The sequence below is a fragment of the Polaromonas sp. P1_F2 genome (assembly GCF_056405735.1).
In genome coordinates this window covers 259,383-273,831 of the sequence record NZ_JBFUBN010000006.1, presented here as the reverse complement: position 1 = coordinate 273,831, position 14,449 = coordinate 259,383, and the positions used below count along the sequence as shown (strand labels likewise).

General features: G+C 65.0%; 16 protein-coding genes. 7 read left to right on the top strand and 9 right to left on the bottom strand.

Annotated elements, in window-relative coordinates:
- Positions 1-67: 67 nt before the first annotated feature.
- Together kdsA and AC1D0O_RS14575 are read right to left on the bottom strand one after the other, a co-directional pair.
- Positions 68-925 (bottom strand): 3-deoxy-8-phosphooctulonate synthase, encoded by an 858-nt coding sequence (kdsA, locus tag AC1D0O_RS14580; protein ID WP_477654216.1) that lies wholly within the window; start codon positions 923-925, stop codon positions 68-70.
- Positions 925-2,616: a CTP synthase gene (locus AC1D0O_RS14575; RefSeq protein WP_477654215.1), complete on the bottom strand. Its 1,692-nt coding sequence runs from the start codon at positions 2,614-2,616 to the stop codon at positions 925-927. Before AC1D0O_RS14575 ends, kdsA begins: the two co-directional genes overlap by 1 nt.
- 186 nt (positions 2,617-2,802) lie before the next feature.
- On the opposite strand from AC1D0O_RS14575, the gene coaBC reads away from it, so the two are divergent.
- From coaBC to AC1D0O_RS14555, 4 genes are all read left to right on the top strand, one after another.
- Positions 2,803-4,095: a bifunctional phosphopantothenoylcysteine decarboxylase/phosphopantothenate--cysteine ligase CoaBC gene (coaBC, locus tag AC1D0O_RS14570; RefSeq protein ID WP_477654214.1), complete on the top strand. Its 1,293-nt coding sequence runs from the start codon at positions 2,803-2,805 to the stop codon at positions 4,093-4,095.
- Entirely contained in the window at positions 4,092-4,520 is a 429-nt protein-coding gene (locus tag AC1D0O_RS14565; RefSeq protein WP_477654213.1) for a hypothetical protein, read from the top strand. Before coaBC ends, AC1D0O_RS14565 begins: the two co-directional genes overlap by 4 nt.
- 3 nt (positions 4,521-4,523) lie before the next feature.
- Entirely contained in the window at positions 4,524-4,970 is a 447-nt protein-coding gene (gene dut / locus AC1D0O_RS14560) for a dUTP diphosphatase (protein ID WP_436155214.1), read from the top strand.
- Positions 4,971-5,171: 201 nt separating this feature from the next.
- Positions 5,172-5,702: an outer membrane lipoprotein gene (locus AC1D0O_RS14555; protein ID WP_477654212.1), complete on the top strand. Its 531-nt coding sequence runs from the start codon at positions 5,172-5,174 to the stop codon at positions 5,700-5,702.
- 55 nt (positions 5,703-5,757) lie between these two features.
- On the opposite strand, the gene AC1D0O_RS14550 is transcribed toward AC1D0O_RS14555, so the two are convergent.
- Entirely contained in the window at positions 5,758-6,282 is a 525-nt protein-coding gene (locus AC1D0O_RS14550) for an FKBP-type peptidyl-prolyl cis-trans isomerase (RefSeq protein WP_477654211.1), read from the bottom strand.
- Between the two features lie 14 nt (positions 6,283-6,296).
- Here AC1D0O_RS14550 and AC1D0O_RS14545 point away from each other — a divergent pair, with 14 nt between their 5' ends.
- From AC1D0O_RS14545 to AC1D0O_RS14535, 3 genes are all read left to right on the top strand, one after another.
- On the top strand, positions 6,297-7,511 hold the full coding sequence (locus AC1D0O_RS14545; protein ID WP_477654210.1) for a cupin domain-containing protein: 1,215 nt from the start codon (positions 6,297-6,299) through the stop codon (positions 7,509-7,511).
- A 45-nt stretch (positions 7,512-7,556) separates the two neighbouring features.
- On the top strand, positions 7,557-8,069 hold the full coding sequence (locus AC1D0O_RS14540) for a hypothetical protein (RefSeq protein WP_477654209.1): 513 nt from the start codon (positions 7,557-7,559) through the stop codon (positions 8,067-8,069).
- Between the two features lie 208 nt (positions 8,070-8,277).
- The gene (locus tag AC1D0O_RS14535; RefSeq protein WP_477654208.1) at positions 8,278-8,511 is read left to right on the top strand and encodes a hypothetical protein; all 234 of its coding nucleotides are present in this window, start codon (positions 8,278-8,280) and stop codon (positions 8,509-8,511) included.
- A gap of 82 nt (positions 8,512-8,593) precedes the next feature.
- Here the strand turns inward: AC1D0O_RS14535 and AC1D0O_RS14530 are convergent, their stop codons facing one another.
- The 6 genes from AC1D0O_RS14530 to AC1D0O_RS14505 all read right to left on the bottom strand — a co-directional run bounded on the left by AC1D0O_RS14530 (position 8,594) and on the right by AC1D0O_RS14505 (position 14,374).
- Positions 8,594-9,367 (bottom strand): MBL fold metallo-hydrolase, encoded by a 774-nt coding sequence (locus AC1D0O_RS14530; protein ID WP_477654207.1) that lies wholly within the window; start codon positions 9,365-9,367, stop codon positions 8,594-8,596.
- A 45-nt stretch (positions 9,368-9,412) separates the two neighbouring features.
- On the bottom strand, positions 9,413-10,561 hold the full coding sequence (bamC, locus tag AC1D0O_RS14525; protein WP_477654206.1) for an outer membrane protein assembly factor BamC: 1,149 nt from the start codon (positions 10,559-10,561) through the stop codon (positions 9,413-9,415).
- A gap of 31 nt (positions 10,562-10,592) precedes the next feature.
- The gene (dapA, locus tag AC1D0O_RS14520) at positions 10,593-11,477 is read right to left on the bottom strand and encodes a 4-hydroxy-tetrahydrodipicolinate synthase (protein WP_477654205.1); all 885 of its coding nucleotides are present in this window, start codon (positions 11,475-11,477) and stop codon (positions 10,593-10,595) included.
- A 101-nt stretch (positions 11,478-11,578) separates the two neighbouring features.
- Positions 11,579-12,157, bottom strand: coding sequence for a class I SAM-dependent methyltransferase (locus tag AC1D0O_RS14515; RefSeq protein WP_477654204.1), 579 nt, complete (start codon positions 12,155-12,157; stop codon positions 11,579-11,581).
- Position 12,158: 1 nt separating this feature from the next.
- Positions 12,159-12,971, bottom strand: a complete 813-nt coding sequence (locus tag AC1D0O_RS14510) for an SDR family oxidoreductase (protein ID WP_477654203.1) — start codon at positions 12,969-12,971, stop codon at positions 12,159-12,161.
- Positions 12,972-13,153: 182 nt separating this feature from the next.
- The gene (locus tag AC1D0O_RS14505) at positions 13,154-14,374 is read right to left on the bottom strand and encodes an MFS transporter (protein ID WP_477654202.1); all 1,221 of its coding nucleotides are present in this window, start codon (positions 14,372-14,374) and stop codon (positions 13,154-13,156) included.
- Positions 14,375-14,449 lie beyond the last annotated feature (75 nt).

Below are 14,449 nucleotides of genomic sequence, written 5' to 3'. Positions count from 1 at the left end.
ATGCCTTGCCGGCGCGGGACTGTGTTTTGCCGAAGGGCCCGGAGCTCCCCGGGTGCCAGATTCGTGGTCAGGCGGAAAAATTGTTTTCGAGATAGCCGTTTTTCTTGGTCACGCGGTCCAGCGCCAGCAGTGTTTCGAGCAGCGCCTTCATATGCTTGAGCGGCACGGCATTCGGGCCGTCGCTCATGGCCTTGGCCGGGTCGGGATGCGTTTCCATGAAGAGGCCCGCCACGCCGACCGCCACCGCGGCGCGCGCCAGCACCGGCACCATCTCGCGCTGGCCGCCGCTGCTGGTGCCGTTGCCGCCGGGCAGCTGCACCGAGTGGGTGGCGTCGAACACTACGGGGGCTTTGGTCTCGCGCATGATGGCCAGGCTGCGCATGTCGGACACCAGGTTGTTGTAGCCGAAGCTCGCGCCGCGTTCGCAGGCCATGAAGCTGTCTTCATCGAGGCCTTTTTCGCGCGCCGCGGCGCGGGCCTTGTCGATGACGTTCTTCATGTCGCCGGGGGCCAGGAACTGGCCCTTCTTGATGTTGACCGGTTTGCCTGATTGCGCCACCGCATGGATGAAGTCGGTCTGGCGGCACAGGAAGGCCGGGGTCTGCAGCACGTCGACGACGGAAGCGACCGTGGCGATGTCGGCTTCGGAATGCACGTCGGTCAGGATGGGCAGGCCCAGCTCACGCTTGACCTTGGCCAGGATTTCCAGGCCCTTGGCCATGCCGGGACCGCGAAAGCTGGTGCCGCTGGAACGGTTGGCCTTGTCGTAGCTCGATTTGAAAATGAAGGGAATGCCCAGCGAGGCGGTGATTTCCTTGAGGGCGCCGGCGGTGTCCATCTGCAGCTGCTCGGACTCGACGACGCAAGGGCCGGCGATCAGGAAAAAGGGTTGGTCAAGGCCAATGTCGAATCCGCAGAGCTTCATCAGGCAACCGCCTTCAGGGGCTTGGCAGCGGGCTTGCCGTCCTGGCCCGCCGTGGCGCGGAGCTGGAGCACAGCGGCGATGTAGGCGTTGAACAGCGGGTGGCCGTCCCAGGGCGTGGACTTGAACTCGGGGTGGAACTGCACGCCGACAAACCAGGGGTGGACGTCCTGCGGCAGCTCGACGATCTCGGTGAGCTGCTCGCGCTGCGTCAGCGCGGAGATGACCAGGCCCGAGGCGCGCAGGGCGTCGAGGTAGTTGACGTTGGCTTCATAGCGATGGCGGTGGCGCTCGGTCACCACGTCGCCGTAGATCTTGTGCGCCAGCGTGCCGGCGGCGACGTCGGAGCTTTGCGCGCCCAGGCGCATGGTGCCGCCCAGGTCGGACTTGGCGTCGCGCGTCTTGATGGTGCCGTCGGCGTCTTTCCATTCGGTGATGAGCGCGATGACAGGGTGCGGGGTGGCGGCGTCGAACTCGGTGCTGTTGGCGTCCTTCAGGCCCGCGACGTGGCGCGCGAATTCGATGGTGGCGACCTGCATGCCCAGGCAGATGCCGAGATAGGGCATCTTGTTCTCGCGCGCGAAGCGGGCCGCGCAGATCTTGCCTTCGACGCCGCGCACGCCGAAGCCGCCGGGCACCAGGATGCCGTCAAAACGCGCCAGGCGCGAGACGTTGTCGGGCGAGATGGTTTCGGAGTCGACGTACTCGATGACGACCTTGGCATGGTTTTTCATGCCGGCGTGGCGCAGGGCCTCGTTGAGCGATTTGTAGCTGTCGGAAAGGTCGACGTACTTGCCGACCATGGCGATGTGGACTTCGGTCTGCGGATGCTCGGTCTCGTAGACCAGGTCGTCCCAGCGCCTGAGGTTGGCCGGCGGCGTGTTCAGGCGCAGCTTGTCGCAGATCAGGCCGTCCAGGCCCTGCTCGTGCAGCATGCGCGGGACCTTGTAAATCGTGTCGACGTCCCACATGGAGATCACGCCCCATTCGGGGACGTTGGAGAACAGCGAGATTTTCTCGCGCTCTTCGTTGGGGATGCGGCGGTCGGCACGGCACAGCAGCACGTCGGCCTGGATGCCGATCTCGCGCAGCTGTTTGGCTGTGTGCTGGGTCGGCTTGGTCTTGAGTTCGCCGGCGGCGGCGATCCAGGGGACGTAGCTCAGGTGCACGAAGGCGGTGTTGTTGGCGCCCAGGCGCAGGCTCATCTGGCGCACGGCTTCCAGGAAGGGCAGCGACTCGATGTCGCCCACGGTGCCGCCGATTTCGACGATGGCGACGTCGACCGCGTCGGGGGTTTCGTAACCGGCGCCGCGTTTGACGAATTCCTGGATCTCGTTGGTGACGTGCGGGATGACCTGAACGGTCTTGCCGAGGTAGTCGCCGCGGCGCTCTTTTTCGAGCACGCTTTTGTAGATCTGGCCGGTGGTGAAATTGTTGGCCTTGCGCATGCGCGTTTCGATGAAACGCTCATAGTGGCCGAGGTCCAGGTCGGTTTCGGCGCCGTCGTCGGTCACAAAAACCTCACCGTGCTGGAAGGGCGACATCGTGCCCGGATCCACGTTAAGGTAGGGATCGAGCTTGATTAAAGTGACTTTGAGGCCTCGCGATTCCAGGATCGCAGCTAAGGAGGCTGAGGCGATTCCCTTGCCCAGGGAAGACACCACACCGCCGGTGACGAAGACAAATTTGGTCATGTCAGGTACGAACCGCAAGTTCGTAGAGGTGGTAAACGGAGATTATACGGGTTGCCCACCGGGATACCCTTTGCAGGGGCTACTGAATTTTGGCCAAAGCCATTCCGGACTTGCATGGCGGCTGACGGGCCGTGCATGGCCGGCCGTTAAGCGTGTGGGGGCTTGTCTAGCTGATACATTGCGCACATGACGAATCAAGTGAATCCCCTGGGAAGCGGCCTAGACGGCGGTGAAGCCCTGGACCTGGCCGGCAAACACCTCGTGCTGGGCCTGTCGGGCGGGATCGCCTGTTACAAGGCGGCTGAACTCTGCCGGGCCCTGATCAAGGCCGGCGCCACGGTGCAGGTGGTCATGACCGAGGCGGCCGAACAGTTCATCACGGCCGTCACGCTGCAGGCCCTGAGCGGCCGGCCGGTCTACACCAGCCAGTGGGACAGCCGCGAAGACAACAACATGGCGCACATCAACCTGTCGCGCGAGTCCGATGCCATCCTGGTTGCGCCGATGAGCGCCGATTTCATGGCCAAGCTGCTGCATGGGCGCGCCGACGACCTGCTCAGCCTGATGTGCCTGGCTCGCCCCATCGACAAGGTGCCGCTGCTGGTGGCGCCGGCCATGAACCGCGAGATGTACGCGCACCCGGCCACACAGCGCAATTTTGTGCAACTGGACGCCGATGGCGCCACGGTGCTGGGCGTGGGCAGCGGTTTCCAGGCCTGCGGCGAGACCGGCGACGGGCGCATGCTGGAGCCGGAGCAGATCCTGGAGGACCTGGTCGCTTTTTTCGCGCCCAAGGTGCTGGCCGGCCAGCGCGTGCTGGTCACTGCCGGCCCCACCTACGAAGCCATAGACCCGGTGCGCGGCATCACCAACCTGTCCAGCGGCAAGATGGGCTTTGCCATCGCGCGCGCGGCGCGCGAGGCGGGCGCCGAGGTGACCGTGGTCGCCGGCCCGGTGAGCCAGCCCACGCCGCGCGGCGTGACCCGCATCGACGTGCGGTCCGCGCAGCAGATGCTGGAGGCGGTGGCTGCGCGTGCCCAGGCCGCCGATGTGTTTATCGCCACGGCGGCGGTGGCCGACTGGCGGCCCGCCGTGCCTTCGGCCCAGAAAATCAAGAAAGACGGCTCCGGGCTGGCGCCACAACTCGCGTTTACCGAGAACCCCGACATCCTGGCCACCGTTGCCCAGTCGGCCGCCGCGCAGGCCGGCCGGCTTTTTTGCGTGGGTTTCGCGGCGGAAAGCCAGGACCTCGCGGAAAACGCCGAGGCCAAGCGCCTGCGCAAAAAAGTACCGCTGCTGGTAGGCAACATCGGCCCCGACACCTTCGGCCAGGACCATAACGCGCTGCTGCTGGTGGATGCGCAGGGCAGCACGGCGCTGCCCCGGGCCTCCAAGCTCTCGCTGGCGCGGCAATTGGTCAGGGAGGTGGCGGCCCGGATGGCGGCGGCGCCTTCCAAAGGAAAGGCGGCCGCACCGTGAACCTTCCCTCGAACACGCCGCCGGACGGCGATTTCGCCAGCTATGTGGAGCGCCTGACGCACGCGAATGCGTCGGCCGGCGCCCGTGAAGACCTGCTCAAGCCACAGGAAAAGGCTTCGCTTCGCGCCGCTTCTGCGGCAAGCTCCGCTGCGCCTCCCGTCAAACCCGCCTCTGCCGTTGCCACCGGCGCCGCCTTTTTGACCCACGTCAAATGGGTGGTCGTCCTGTGGATCGCCACCCAGGTGCTGGATGAAGTACTGCCCGGCGCCGGTTTCCTGTTTCTGCCCGCGCTGCTGGTGTACGGTGCGTGGGCGATCTTCCAGGCTAACCGCCGCTCATCCGGCGCGCTGGTCCAGCGCCTGCGCGAACTGGCGCGGCAAGCCGCCGAAGAAGCCCAGAAAAATCAACCACCGAAGAAAAAATAGTTCATGCACATCGACGTCAAGATCCTCGACCCACGCCTTCAAGACAATCTTCCCGCCTACGCCACACCCGGCAGCGCCGGCCTGGACCTGCGCGCCTGCCTGGACGCGCCTCTCACGCTGGCCGCCAACGCCTGGCAGCTGGTGCCCACGGGCATCGCCATCTATCTGCACAACCCGGGCTATGCCGCGCTGATCCTGCCGCGCTCAGGCCTGGGCCACAAACACGGCATCGTGCTCGGCAACCTCGTGGGCCTGATCGACAGCGATTACCAGGGGCAGCTGATGGTCAGCGCCTGGAACCGCAGCGACGTGCCTTTCACCATTGAACCCATGGAGCGCATCGCGCAATTGATGATCGTGCCCGTGGTGCAAGCCCAGTTCAACGTGGTTTCCGAATTCCCCGCCAGCGAACGCGGAGAGGGCGGCTACGGCTCCACCGGCAAGGCCTGAGCCCTCGGCGCGCTGCTCGCCGCCATGCGGGGAGGTGGTGGGGGTTTTCCTACAACCCCTGCAACAAGCCTCCCACGCCGCCACAGGCCCAATCCCCACCCGGGATGGCCTGGGTCCCGTCCTTAATGGGTCATGAGAGTCTCCGTGCATAGGCAGCATGTTGATGCCGGAATCTCATGAACTTATTAAAAGGAGAGACTCATGCGAAACACATCCCGTCTTATTTCATCCGCTTCGGTGGTGTTGGCGCTGGCAGCCCTGACTGCTTGCGCGCCCATGAACCCGCCGGTGTCCGACGCGAACTACCCGCCCGCCTACCCGAACACCGCCAGCTACCCCAACCAGACCTACCCGGCCGGAACCTATCCCGCCAACCAGCAGAACCGCTATATCGAATACGGGCGGGTCAGCAACGTCGAAGTGTTTCGTACCCCGGAGCAAGCCAGGAGTTCCGGCATAGGCGCCATCCTCGGCGGTGTGGCCGGCGCAGTGGTGGGCCACCAGATTGGCGGCGGCACCGGCAAGGACGTGGCGACGGTCGCCGGCGCCGTGGGTGGCGCCGTGGCCGGCAATGCGATCGAAAGAAACCGCAACACCACGGTGCGTGAAACCTACCGCGTCTCCGTGCAGCTCGACAACGGCACCGGCCGCGCCTATGACGTGCCGGCGACCGGCGACCTGCGTGTTGGCGACCGTGTGAGGATTGAGAACGGCCTGCTGTACCGGATGTAAGCAGCAAGCAGGGAGGGCGTAAAGGGCGGCTTCGTGCCGCCCTTGCGCTTTTGCCTTAATGCAAGGTGCCGCTGCCGGGCGTGAGCGGCTCCAGCTTGAAAAAGCCGGTGCCCAGCGAACCCTGGCCGATTTCCTCTTCGCTGGCTTCGCGCACGGACTCGACCTTGACAGCCAGCCGGATGGCGATGCCCGCCAGCGGATGGTTGCCGTCAAGCACCACATGGTCGGGGTAGATTTCGGTAACTGTGTAGATATGCTGCTGCGGCGCCGTCCCGCTGACGCCCTGCGGAAGGGCCGCTCCGTCGAAGGTCATGCCTTCTTCGAGCTCGGCGGGAAAGACCTTGCGGGGCTCAAGGAAAACCAGATCTTCATCATAGTCGCCAAAGGCGTTTTCGGGTTCCAGGTGCAGCTCCAGTTTGTCGCCGGCTTCGTGGCCTTGAAGTGCTTCCTCGACCTTGGCGAGGAGGTCATCGCCGCCCAGCAGGAACTCGATGGGCTCATCCAGTTCGTCCAGCACATCGCCCAGGGTGTCTTTCAGCGTCCATGTCAGGGCTACGACGCATTGCGGGGTGATTTTCATCCGACAATTGTCCCATGGATGTAAACCAATCTCTAGCGCTCCTTGCCGGCCTGAGCCCGGCGCAATTCATGCGCCGGCACTGGCAAAAAAAGCCGCTTCTCGTGCGCCAAGCCCTGCCCGGATTCCAGCCTTTGCTGAGCCGCGCGGCCTTGTTCAAGCTGGCCGCAAGCGAGCAGGTGGAGTCGCGGCTGATCGTCCAGCAGGCCAAGGGCTGGCGCATGAAGCGGGGGCCTTTAGCGCCGCGCAGCCTGCCGCCGCTGAGCCAGAAGGCCTGGACCCTGCTGGTGCAGGGTGTGGACCTGCATGACGCCGGGGCGTACGAATTGCTGCAGCAGTTCCGATTTGTGCCTGATGCGCGGCTCGATGACCTGATGGTCTCCTTCGCCACGGCGGGCGGCGGCGTGGGCCCGCACTTTGACAGCTACGACGTCTTTTTGCTGCAGGCCAGCGGGCGGCGGCGCTGGAAGATAGGACGGCAAAAAGACCTGAGCCTGCAGGAGGGCGTGCCGCTGAAGATCCTGCGGAACTTCGAGCCCGAGCAGGAGTTCGTGCTGGAAGCCGGTGACATGCTCTACCTGCCCCCGCGTTATGCGCATGACGGTATCGCAGAGGCAGCGGACTCTGGCGACGGCAAAGCGGGCGACTGCATGACCTATTCGATAGGCTTCAGGTCGCCGGGGCGCGGCGAACTGGCGGCGGAGCTGCTGCAGCGCCTGGCGGAATTCAACGAGGATGACGACGACGCGGATGCTCCGGCAGGCCGCGCCCCCAAGGCGCCCGACATGTACCGCGATCCCGGCCAGGACGCGACGGCCACTCCGGCGGCCTTGCCCGCAGCCCTGGCCGCCTTCGCGAGCCAGGCCGTGCAGGACGCGCTGAAAGACCCTCTGGCACTGGCCTGTGTCCTGGGCGAGTACATGACCGAGCCCAAGCCCTCTGTGTGGTTTGACGAAGCCGCGGATGAATGGGATGCCGACGCCGCCAAGGCCGGCCGCGCGGCGGTCAGGCTGGATGCGCGCACCCGGATGATGTATGACGCCGACCACGTGTTCATCAACGGGGAGAGTTACCGCGCCAAAGGCGCCGACGCAAACCTGATGCGGCGCCTGGCCGATGGCCGCGGCTTGGCGCCGCAAGACCTGCGCAAGGCCGGCGCCTCCGCTCTGGCGCTGCTGGGCGACTGGCACGATGCCGGCTGGCTAAGGCAGGAGCCGCCCGCGGATTTCTGACCCGACCCATCATCATCTGTTTGCCCCCAAGGAAGGAGATGCTCCATGGACACCGAAACCTCATTCACCCACCCGCAAGCCTTGCCGGAAGGCCGTTTCAGCGGGCGCACGGATTTCACGGACATGATTCGCCAGGCTTTTGCCGTGGCGGCACAGCAGGGCTGGCGTGAAATCATCGTCTGTGACCCGGATTTCGAAGACTGGCCCCTGGGTGAGCGCGCGGTGGCGCAGGCCCTGAACGACTGGTCCAAAACCGGCCGCACCTTCACGATGCTGGCGGGGAATTACGACGAAGTGCTTCGCCGGCATGCGCGCTTCGTCACCTGGCGGCGGACCTGGGCGCACATCGTGGAATGCCGCGCCATCACCTCCGCCCCGGTCGATGACATGCCCAGTGCCTTGCTGGGCCCGGGCTGGGTTTTCGAGCGCCTGGACTTACAGCGCTGCACCGGCATGGCCGGGTCCGAGCCGGCCCGCCGGGTGGCGCTCAGGGAGCGCATCCACGAGCGCCTGCTGAAAAGCTCACCGGCTTTTCCGGCCACAACCCTGGGGCTTTAGATGCACGAATCAGCAGGCCGCGGGCGCCATACGGTCGTGCTTCGTCGACTAAGGGTTTTCGGACTTGTAATATCCAGCATATAATTTAAAGCTGGGTAGAAAGAGCTCGAGTCCTTTCCCCGGTCAAAAATTACTTGAATTCCGGTTTGGGTTTTCTTTTGGCAATTTCCGGAAATTGTTTTCTTAAATATCACCAAGGATCGTAAAAATGAACAAGTCACTCGTTTTGGCAGCTATCGTCGCCGCTGTTGCTCTGGCTGCTTGCGGCAAGAAAGAAGAAGCTGCTGCTCCAGCCGCACCTGCACCAGCTGCTGCTCCAGCACCTGCTGCTGACGCATCTGCTCCAGCTGCCGCTGCATCCGCACCCGCTGCTGACGCTGCTGCCGCTGCCGCTACTTCTGCCGCCGCCGCTGCTACCGCACCTGCCAGCGCTGCAAAGTAATTTTTCAGCGAGTTGAAGAAAGCCGCCGCAAGGCGGCTTTTTTATGGCCGCTGCTTTTTCCTTCGGGCGTCTCGCAACCAGCTCAAAGCGAAAGCCAGGGTGTCCCGGTGTCGGGTTTTGCGACCACGATGTCATCCGCGCCGCAAGACAGCGCTTCGGCCATCAGCGCCTGCACCAGCGCCGGCCGGTTGTTCTGCGCGCTCAGGTGCGCGGCCACCAGGTGCCTGAACCGCCCATGAATGAGGCCACGGGCAATCTCCACCGCCGCGGCATTGGAGAGGTGGCCGTACTGGCCGCCCACGCGCCGCTTTAAAAAAGGCGGATACGACGATTGCGCCAGCATTTCGGTGTCATGGTTGCACTCCAGCATCAGGGCGTCGCATGCCATGAGGTGCGACATGACATGCGCCGTGGCGTGGCCCAGGTCGGTCAGGATGCCCAGCTTGGCCGAGCCGTCGGTGCAGCTGAGCTGCAAGGGCTCCCTGGCATCGTGGGGCACCGTGAAAGGCGTCAGTTGCAGGCCTCCCACTTCGATGGTTTTGCCGTCGCGCGCGATGTGCAGCAGGCCGTCAAAATCCGGCGCCCCGATGGCGGTATATGTGCCGTGGCTCATCCAGACCGGGATGCGGTAGCGCAGGGCGAGCGAGCGGGCGCAGCCGATATGGTCGCCGTGTTCATGCGTGACGAACACGGCATGTATGTCCTCAGGCTGCAGTTCGGCCTCGCCGAGCCGATAGAGCAAATGCTTGAGGCCCAGCCCGCAGTCGACGAGAACCCGCGAAGGCGCGATTCCCATTGCTTCGACGACGGCGGCATTGCCCGAACTGCCGCTGCCCAGGCTTTTGAACCTCAACATGGGCGTGGCAATTCGCGGCGTGGGCGGTCGGGCGGCAGGCCCGGATTACTTCAGGTCGTCGGCAATCACCTGCACGATGCGCTGGGCGTTTGCCGATGATTCTGCGGCGCCCTGGGCATTGAGGACGGACACCGTGGTGCTTTCGCCCTGGCTCTTGACGGCGATGCGGTATTTCAGGGGCGGCGTGGCGGCCGGCGAGCCGCTGAACAGCTTGCTGAAGAAGCCGGGTTCGGTCTTGTTGGCGACGGGTTCGACGTAGCGCACGAAGTAGGTGCCCTGGCTGCGGTCGCGATCTTCGACCGTGAAGCCCGTGCGGTCTAGCGCCAGGCCGACCCGGCGCCAGGCGCGTTCAAAGCCTTCGTCGATTTGCACGACTGGCACGTTGTTCACCGTGGCGATGCGCGAAGTCTGCTTGGCGACGCCCGCGGCCACCAGGGCCCTGGACTGCTCTTGCGTCACGCCCAGCTTGACCATCATGCGGCGCAGAAATTCAGCTTCGAGTTCCGGGTCGGCGGGACGGGGCTGCCAGACCGTGCTGTCACCCGACGCGGCGTTGCCGGTCTTTCCACCGGTGATCACTTCAATCATGCCGCGATGGCTCACGTAAATCTCGGTGCCGCCGTCGGGGCGGCGCTCCAGGCGCGTGCGGAACTTGTCGCGTTCGCCGGTGGAATACAGGCTGTCGAAGACCTTGCCCAGCGCGCTGCGGATGAAGTCCTGCGGCAGCTTGGCGCGGTTTTCCGCGAAGTCGGTTTCCATGATGCCGAGGTTTTCCTGGTCCTGCGCGAGCAGGAAACCGCTTTCAAGCCAGAAATCGCGCACAGGGCCCCAGAGTTTGTCGGCGGGCCGGTTCACGACCAGCCAGCGCTGGCTGCCCGCGCGCTCGATGCGCACGTCGCCGACAGTGGCGGCGGCCGTCTGCACAGCCTGCGTGGGCAGGCCCACCTGGTAGCTGTTGGCGGAGACCGCCGTGCCGGGTACCACATAGCGGGTGTCGCGGCTGAGCTGGGTCAGGTCGGGGGGGATGTCCAGAGAAGAGCCCTTGGCGCCGCTGGATTTGTAATCGACGCGTTCGCCGTCCATCACATCCCTGAGGGAGGAGCAGCCGGCGAGCAGGCCGAGAGCCAGCAGCGCGGATACAGCTGCGGCGCTCCGGGCTTTTGAAAATGCAGGACGTGTTGGCGATATCTTCACTTGGGTTCCCTTAAAAATCAGATCAGGCAAATCAAACCAGGCCGCAGGCGCGCAGGGCGCTTTCCACGGCCGCTTCGTTCGATGTCTCCAGCGGCGTCATCGGCAGCCGCAAGGTGCCGCCGCAAAGACCCATCCGGGCCATGGCCCATTTGACGGGAATCGGGTTGGCTTCGATAAACAGGTTTCTGTGCAGCGGCAGCAGCTTGAGCTGCAGTTCCATGGCGCGGCGGGTGTCGCCCGCCACGGCGGCCACGCACAGCTCGTGCATGAGCCGGGGCGCCACGTTGGCCGTCACGCTGACGTTGCCCTGGCCGCCGCAGAGCATGAGTGCCACGGCGGTTGGGTCGTCGCCCGAATACACCGCAAAGCCCTTGGGTACTTCCTTGATCAGCCACTGCGCGCGCTCGATGTTGCCGGTGGCTTCCTTGATGCCGACGATGCCGGGCACCTGGGCCAGGCGCAGCACGGTGGCATGCGCCATATCGGCCACGCTGCGGCCGGGCACGTTGTACAGCACGGTGGGCAGGTCGCCGACGGCTTCGGCGATCGCCTTGAAGTGCCGGTACTGGCCTTCCTGCGTGGGTTTGTTGTAATAGGGGACAACCTGCAGCTGGCAGTCGGCGCCCACCTGCTTGGCGAAGCGGGCGAGCTCGATCGCCTCGGCGGTGGAGTTGGCGCCGCAGCCGGCCATGATGGGCACGCGCTTTTTCGCTTGTTCCACCGAGACGCGGATGATTTCGCAGTGCTCTTCAACATTGACGGTCGGGGATTCGCCGGTGGTGCCGACCACGCCTATGCAGTCCGTGCCTTCGGCGATGTGCCAGTCCACCAGTTTGCGCAAGGTTGGGTAATCTACGCTGCCGTCATCATGCAAGGGTGTTGCCAGTGCAACGATGCTGCCAGTAATGGGTTTCATGCTTTGTTTGTAAACGTTCGCGGCCGGGAGCTTGGGAAGGGGACTGGCCGGAATACCGCCAGGCCGGCCCAAAACGGCCAATCCTGCATTCTACCCAGAGCCTAGGGCAGTCCATAGCGCGGCGGGGCGGGCAAACCCGCAGTTGCGGGAGCTTCGCGGACCGCGGCAATGCGCTGGACAAACCGCGGCGGGCTCTCATGGAAACCCTCCTCGAAGGCCACCACCCGCAGCCCCCGGCAGGTTTCCAGCAATTCGCCGGTGCGCAGCAAAAAATCCGGCCGGGAGGGCTTGCTCACCGTCTCATTGCCTTGCGTAAAAGTTTCGTAAATCAGCACCCCGCCGGGCGCCAGGGCGGCCAGCAGCGTGGGCAGCAGGGGGCGCCACAGGTAGTTGGTCACGACAATCGCGTCGAATTGCCGGCCCGCGAAAGGCCAGGGGCCGGCTTCAATGTCGGCCACCACGGCCTCGTGGGCGGAGGCGGGGATGGCGTCGGCGATGGCGTCCACGGCTTCCTGCGAGCGGTCCACCAGGACCACAGGGTGGTTTCGCTGGTGAAACCAGCGGGCATGGCGGCCGTAGCCGCAGGCGACGTCCAGCACCACGCCGCGCTCGCGCACCAAGTGCGACCAGCGCTGCACCCAGGCGGAGGGCTGCTCCATGCCGTGCGGAATGCTGCTCATATTAGAGGGGTTTCACGTCGTCCTTGAGCGCGGCCAGCGCCATGGACTCGACCCGGCCCGGCGCGATCAGCTTGAGCCAGCGGCCCAGCTTGCCCTTGGCCGTCATGACGACCTCGCGGTCGCGGCGCTCCATGCCTTGCAGGATCAGCCGGGCGCATTCTTCCACGCTCATCGCGTCGTCTTCTTTGAGCCCGCTGGAGCCAGCGGCCACGCCCGCCGCATTGAAGCCGCGGTGGCGGATGTGCGTGGCGACCACACCCGGGTAGGCGGTGGTCACGCTGACCCCGGCGCCCTTCATTTCGGCGCGCAGCGCCTCAAAAAATCCCACCATGGCGAATTTGGTGGCGCTGTAGGCCGTGCGGCCCGGCACGCCGATCAGCCCGGCCAGGCTGGAAACGGCCACGATGCTGCCGTGGCGCAGCTTCAGGTGGGGCAGGGCGGCGTGGGTGCACCAGACGCTGCCCCAGAGGTTGATGCGCATCAGCTGCTCATACCAGCCCAGGTCCTGGGCCTTGACGTCCTCGAATAGCGCCTGCGCCGACATGCCGGCGTTGTTGACCAGGGCGTCGATGTGCCCGAAGCGCCCGATGGTGGCATCCACCAGGTGGCGGCATTGGGCCTCGATGGACACGTCGGTCTTGACGATCAGGGTCTGCGCGCCGTGCGCGGCGCATTGGTGCGCGACCTCGTCAAGCAGCGTTTCATTGCGCGCCGCCAGCACCAGCGCGACCCCGGCGCCATGCGTTTTGGCCAGTTGCCGCGCCATTTCGGCACCTATGCCGTCGGAGGCGCCGGTGATGATGATGGTTTTCATGGTGTCCTCTTCCCGTCTTTTGGGGCGCGCGCCCGTCACTCGAAAAACCGCCGGGCAAGCCTTAAAAGCAGGCCCAGATCTGATTTGCGAGTGTGAGAAGAAATTCCGGCCGTGTGTAGAGGGCAAACACCCCCAGCGACGCGATGACCGCGAGCGCCCACAGGCCGGCTTTTTTGGCCATCTCAGGCTCCTTGCGGCACGCCGGCGCGTGCTATCGGCGCTTCGCGCACCGGCAGGTTCACCAGGGCGGCAAACACGCCGAGCGCGATGGCGATGTACCAGACGATGTCGTAGCTGCCGGTGCGGTCATATAAATAGCCGCCCAGCCAGACCCCCAGGAAGGAGCCGATCTGGTGGCTGAAGAAGATGAAGCCGCCCAGCATCGACAGATGCTGGATGCCGAAAATCTGCGCCACCACGGCGTTGGTCGGCGGGATGGTCGACAGCCACAGCAAGCCCATCAGGCTGGCGAAGATGTAGACGCTCAGCGGGCTCAGGGGCGCCGCGATGAACACGGCGATCACCACCGCGCGAGAGAGGTAAATCGTCGCCAGGATTTTCCGCTTGGCGATTTTTTGGCCCAGCGAGCCGGCGATGTAGGTGCCGAAGACATTGAACAGCCCGATCAGCGCCAGCGCATAGCTGGCCACCTGGGGCGACAGGCCCTTGTCCTTGAGGTAGCTGGGCATGTGCACGCCGATGAACACCACCTGGAAGCCGCAGACGAAGTAGCCCGCCATCAGCAGCTGGAAGCTCGGGTACTTGAAGGCTTCGCGCAGCGCCTGGGCGATGGTCTGCTCACGTTTGGCGGGCTGGCCACCGGTAAACCCGCCTTCACGCAAGCCCAGCGCCAGCGGCGCGATCAGCAGCACGGCGCCGCTGAGCACCAGCAGGGCCTCTTTCCAGCCCAGGCCGCTGATCAGCAGGCCTTCGACCGGCACCATCAGGAACTGGCCGAAGGAGCCCGCCGCCGCGGCCACGCCCATGGCCCACGAGCGTTTTTCCGCCGAAATGTTGCGGCCTATCACGCCGTAGATGACGGCATAGGTGGTGCCGGCCTGCGCGGCGCCTATCAGCACCCCGGCCGTCATGGTGAACAGGAAACCCGTAGGCGACAGCGCCATGCCCACCAGGCCCAGTCCGTACAGCAGGGCGCCGCCCACGATCACGCGGAAAGCGCCGAAGCGGTCGGCCGCCATGCCGGCGAAGATGCCGAACACGCCCCAGGACAGGTTTTGCACGGCCAGCGCGAAGGCAAAGGTTTCGCGCGTCCAGCCCTGGGCTTGGGTGATGGGCTGCAGCCACAGCCCGAAGCCGTGGCGAATGCCCATGGACAGCGTGACGATGGTGGCGCCGCAGATCAGGACCTGCAGCATGGAAAGTTTTTTGGTGTCGGTGGTCATGGGCGGTCGCCGTGAGCGGCGAAAAAGGAAAGGCCTGGGACGGCAGGAAAGCTCTCCGCCGACTGTAACGAAAAT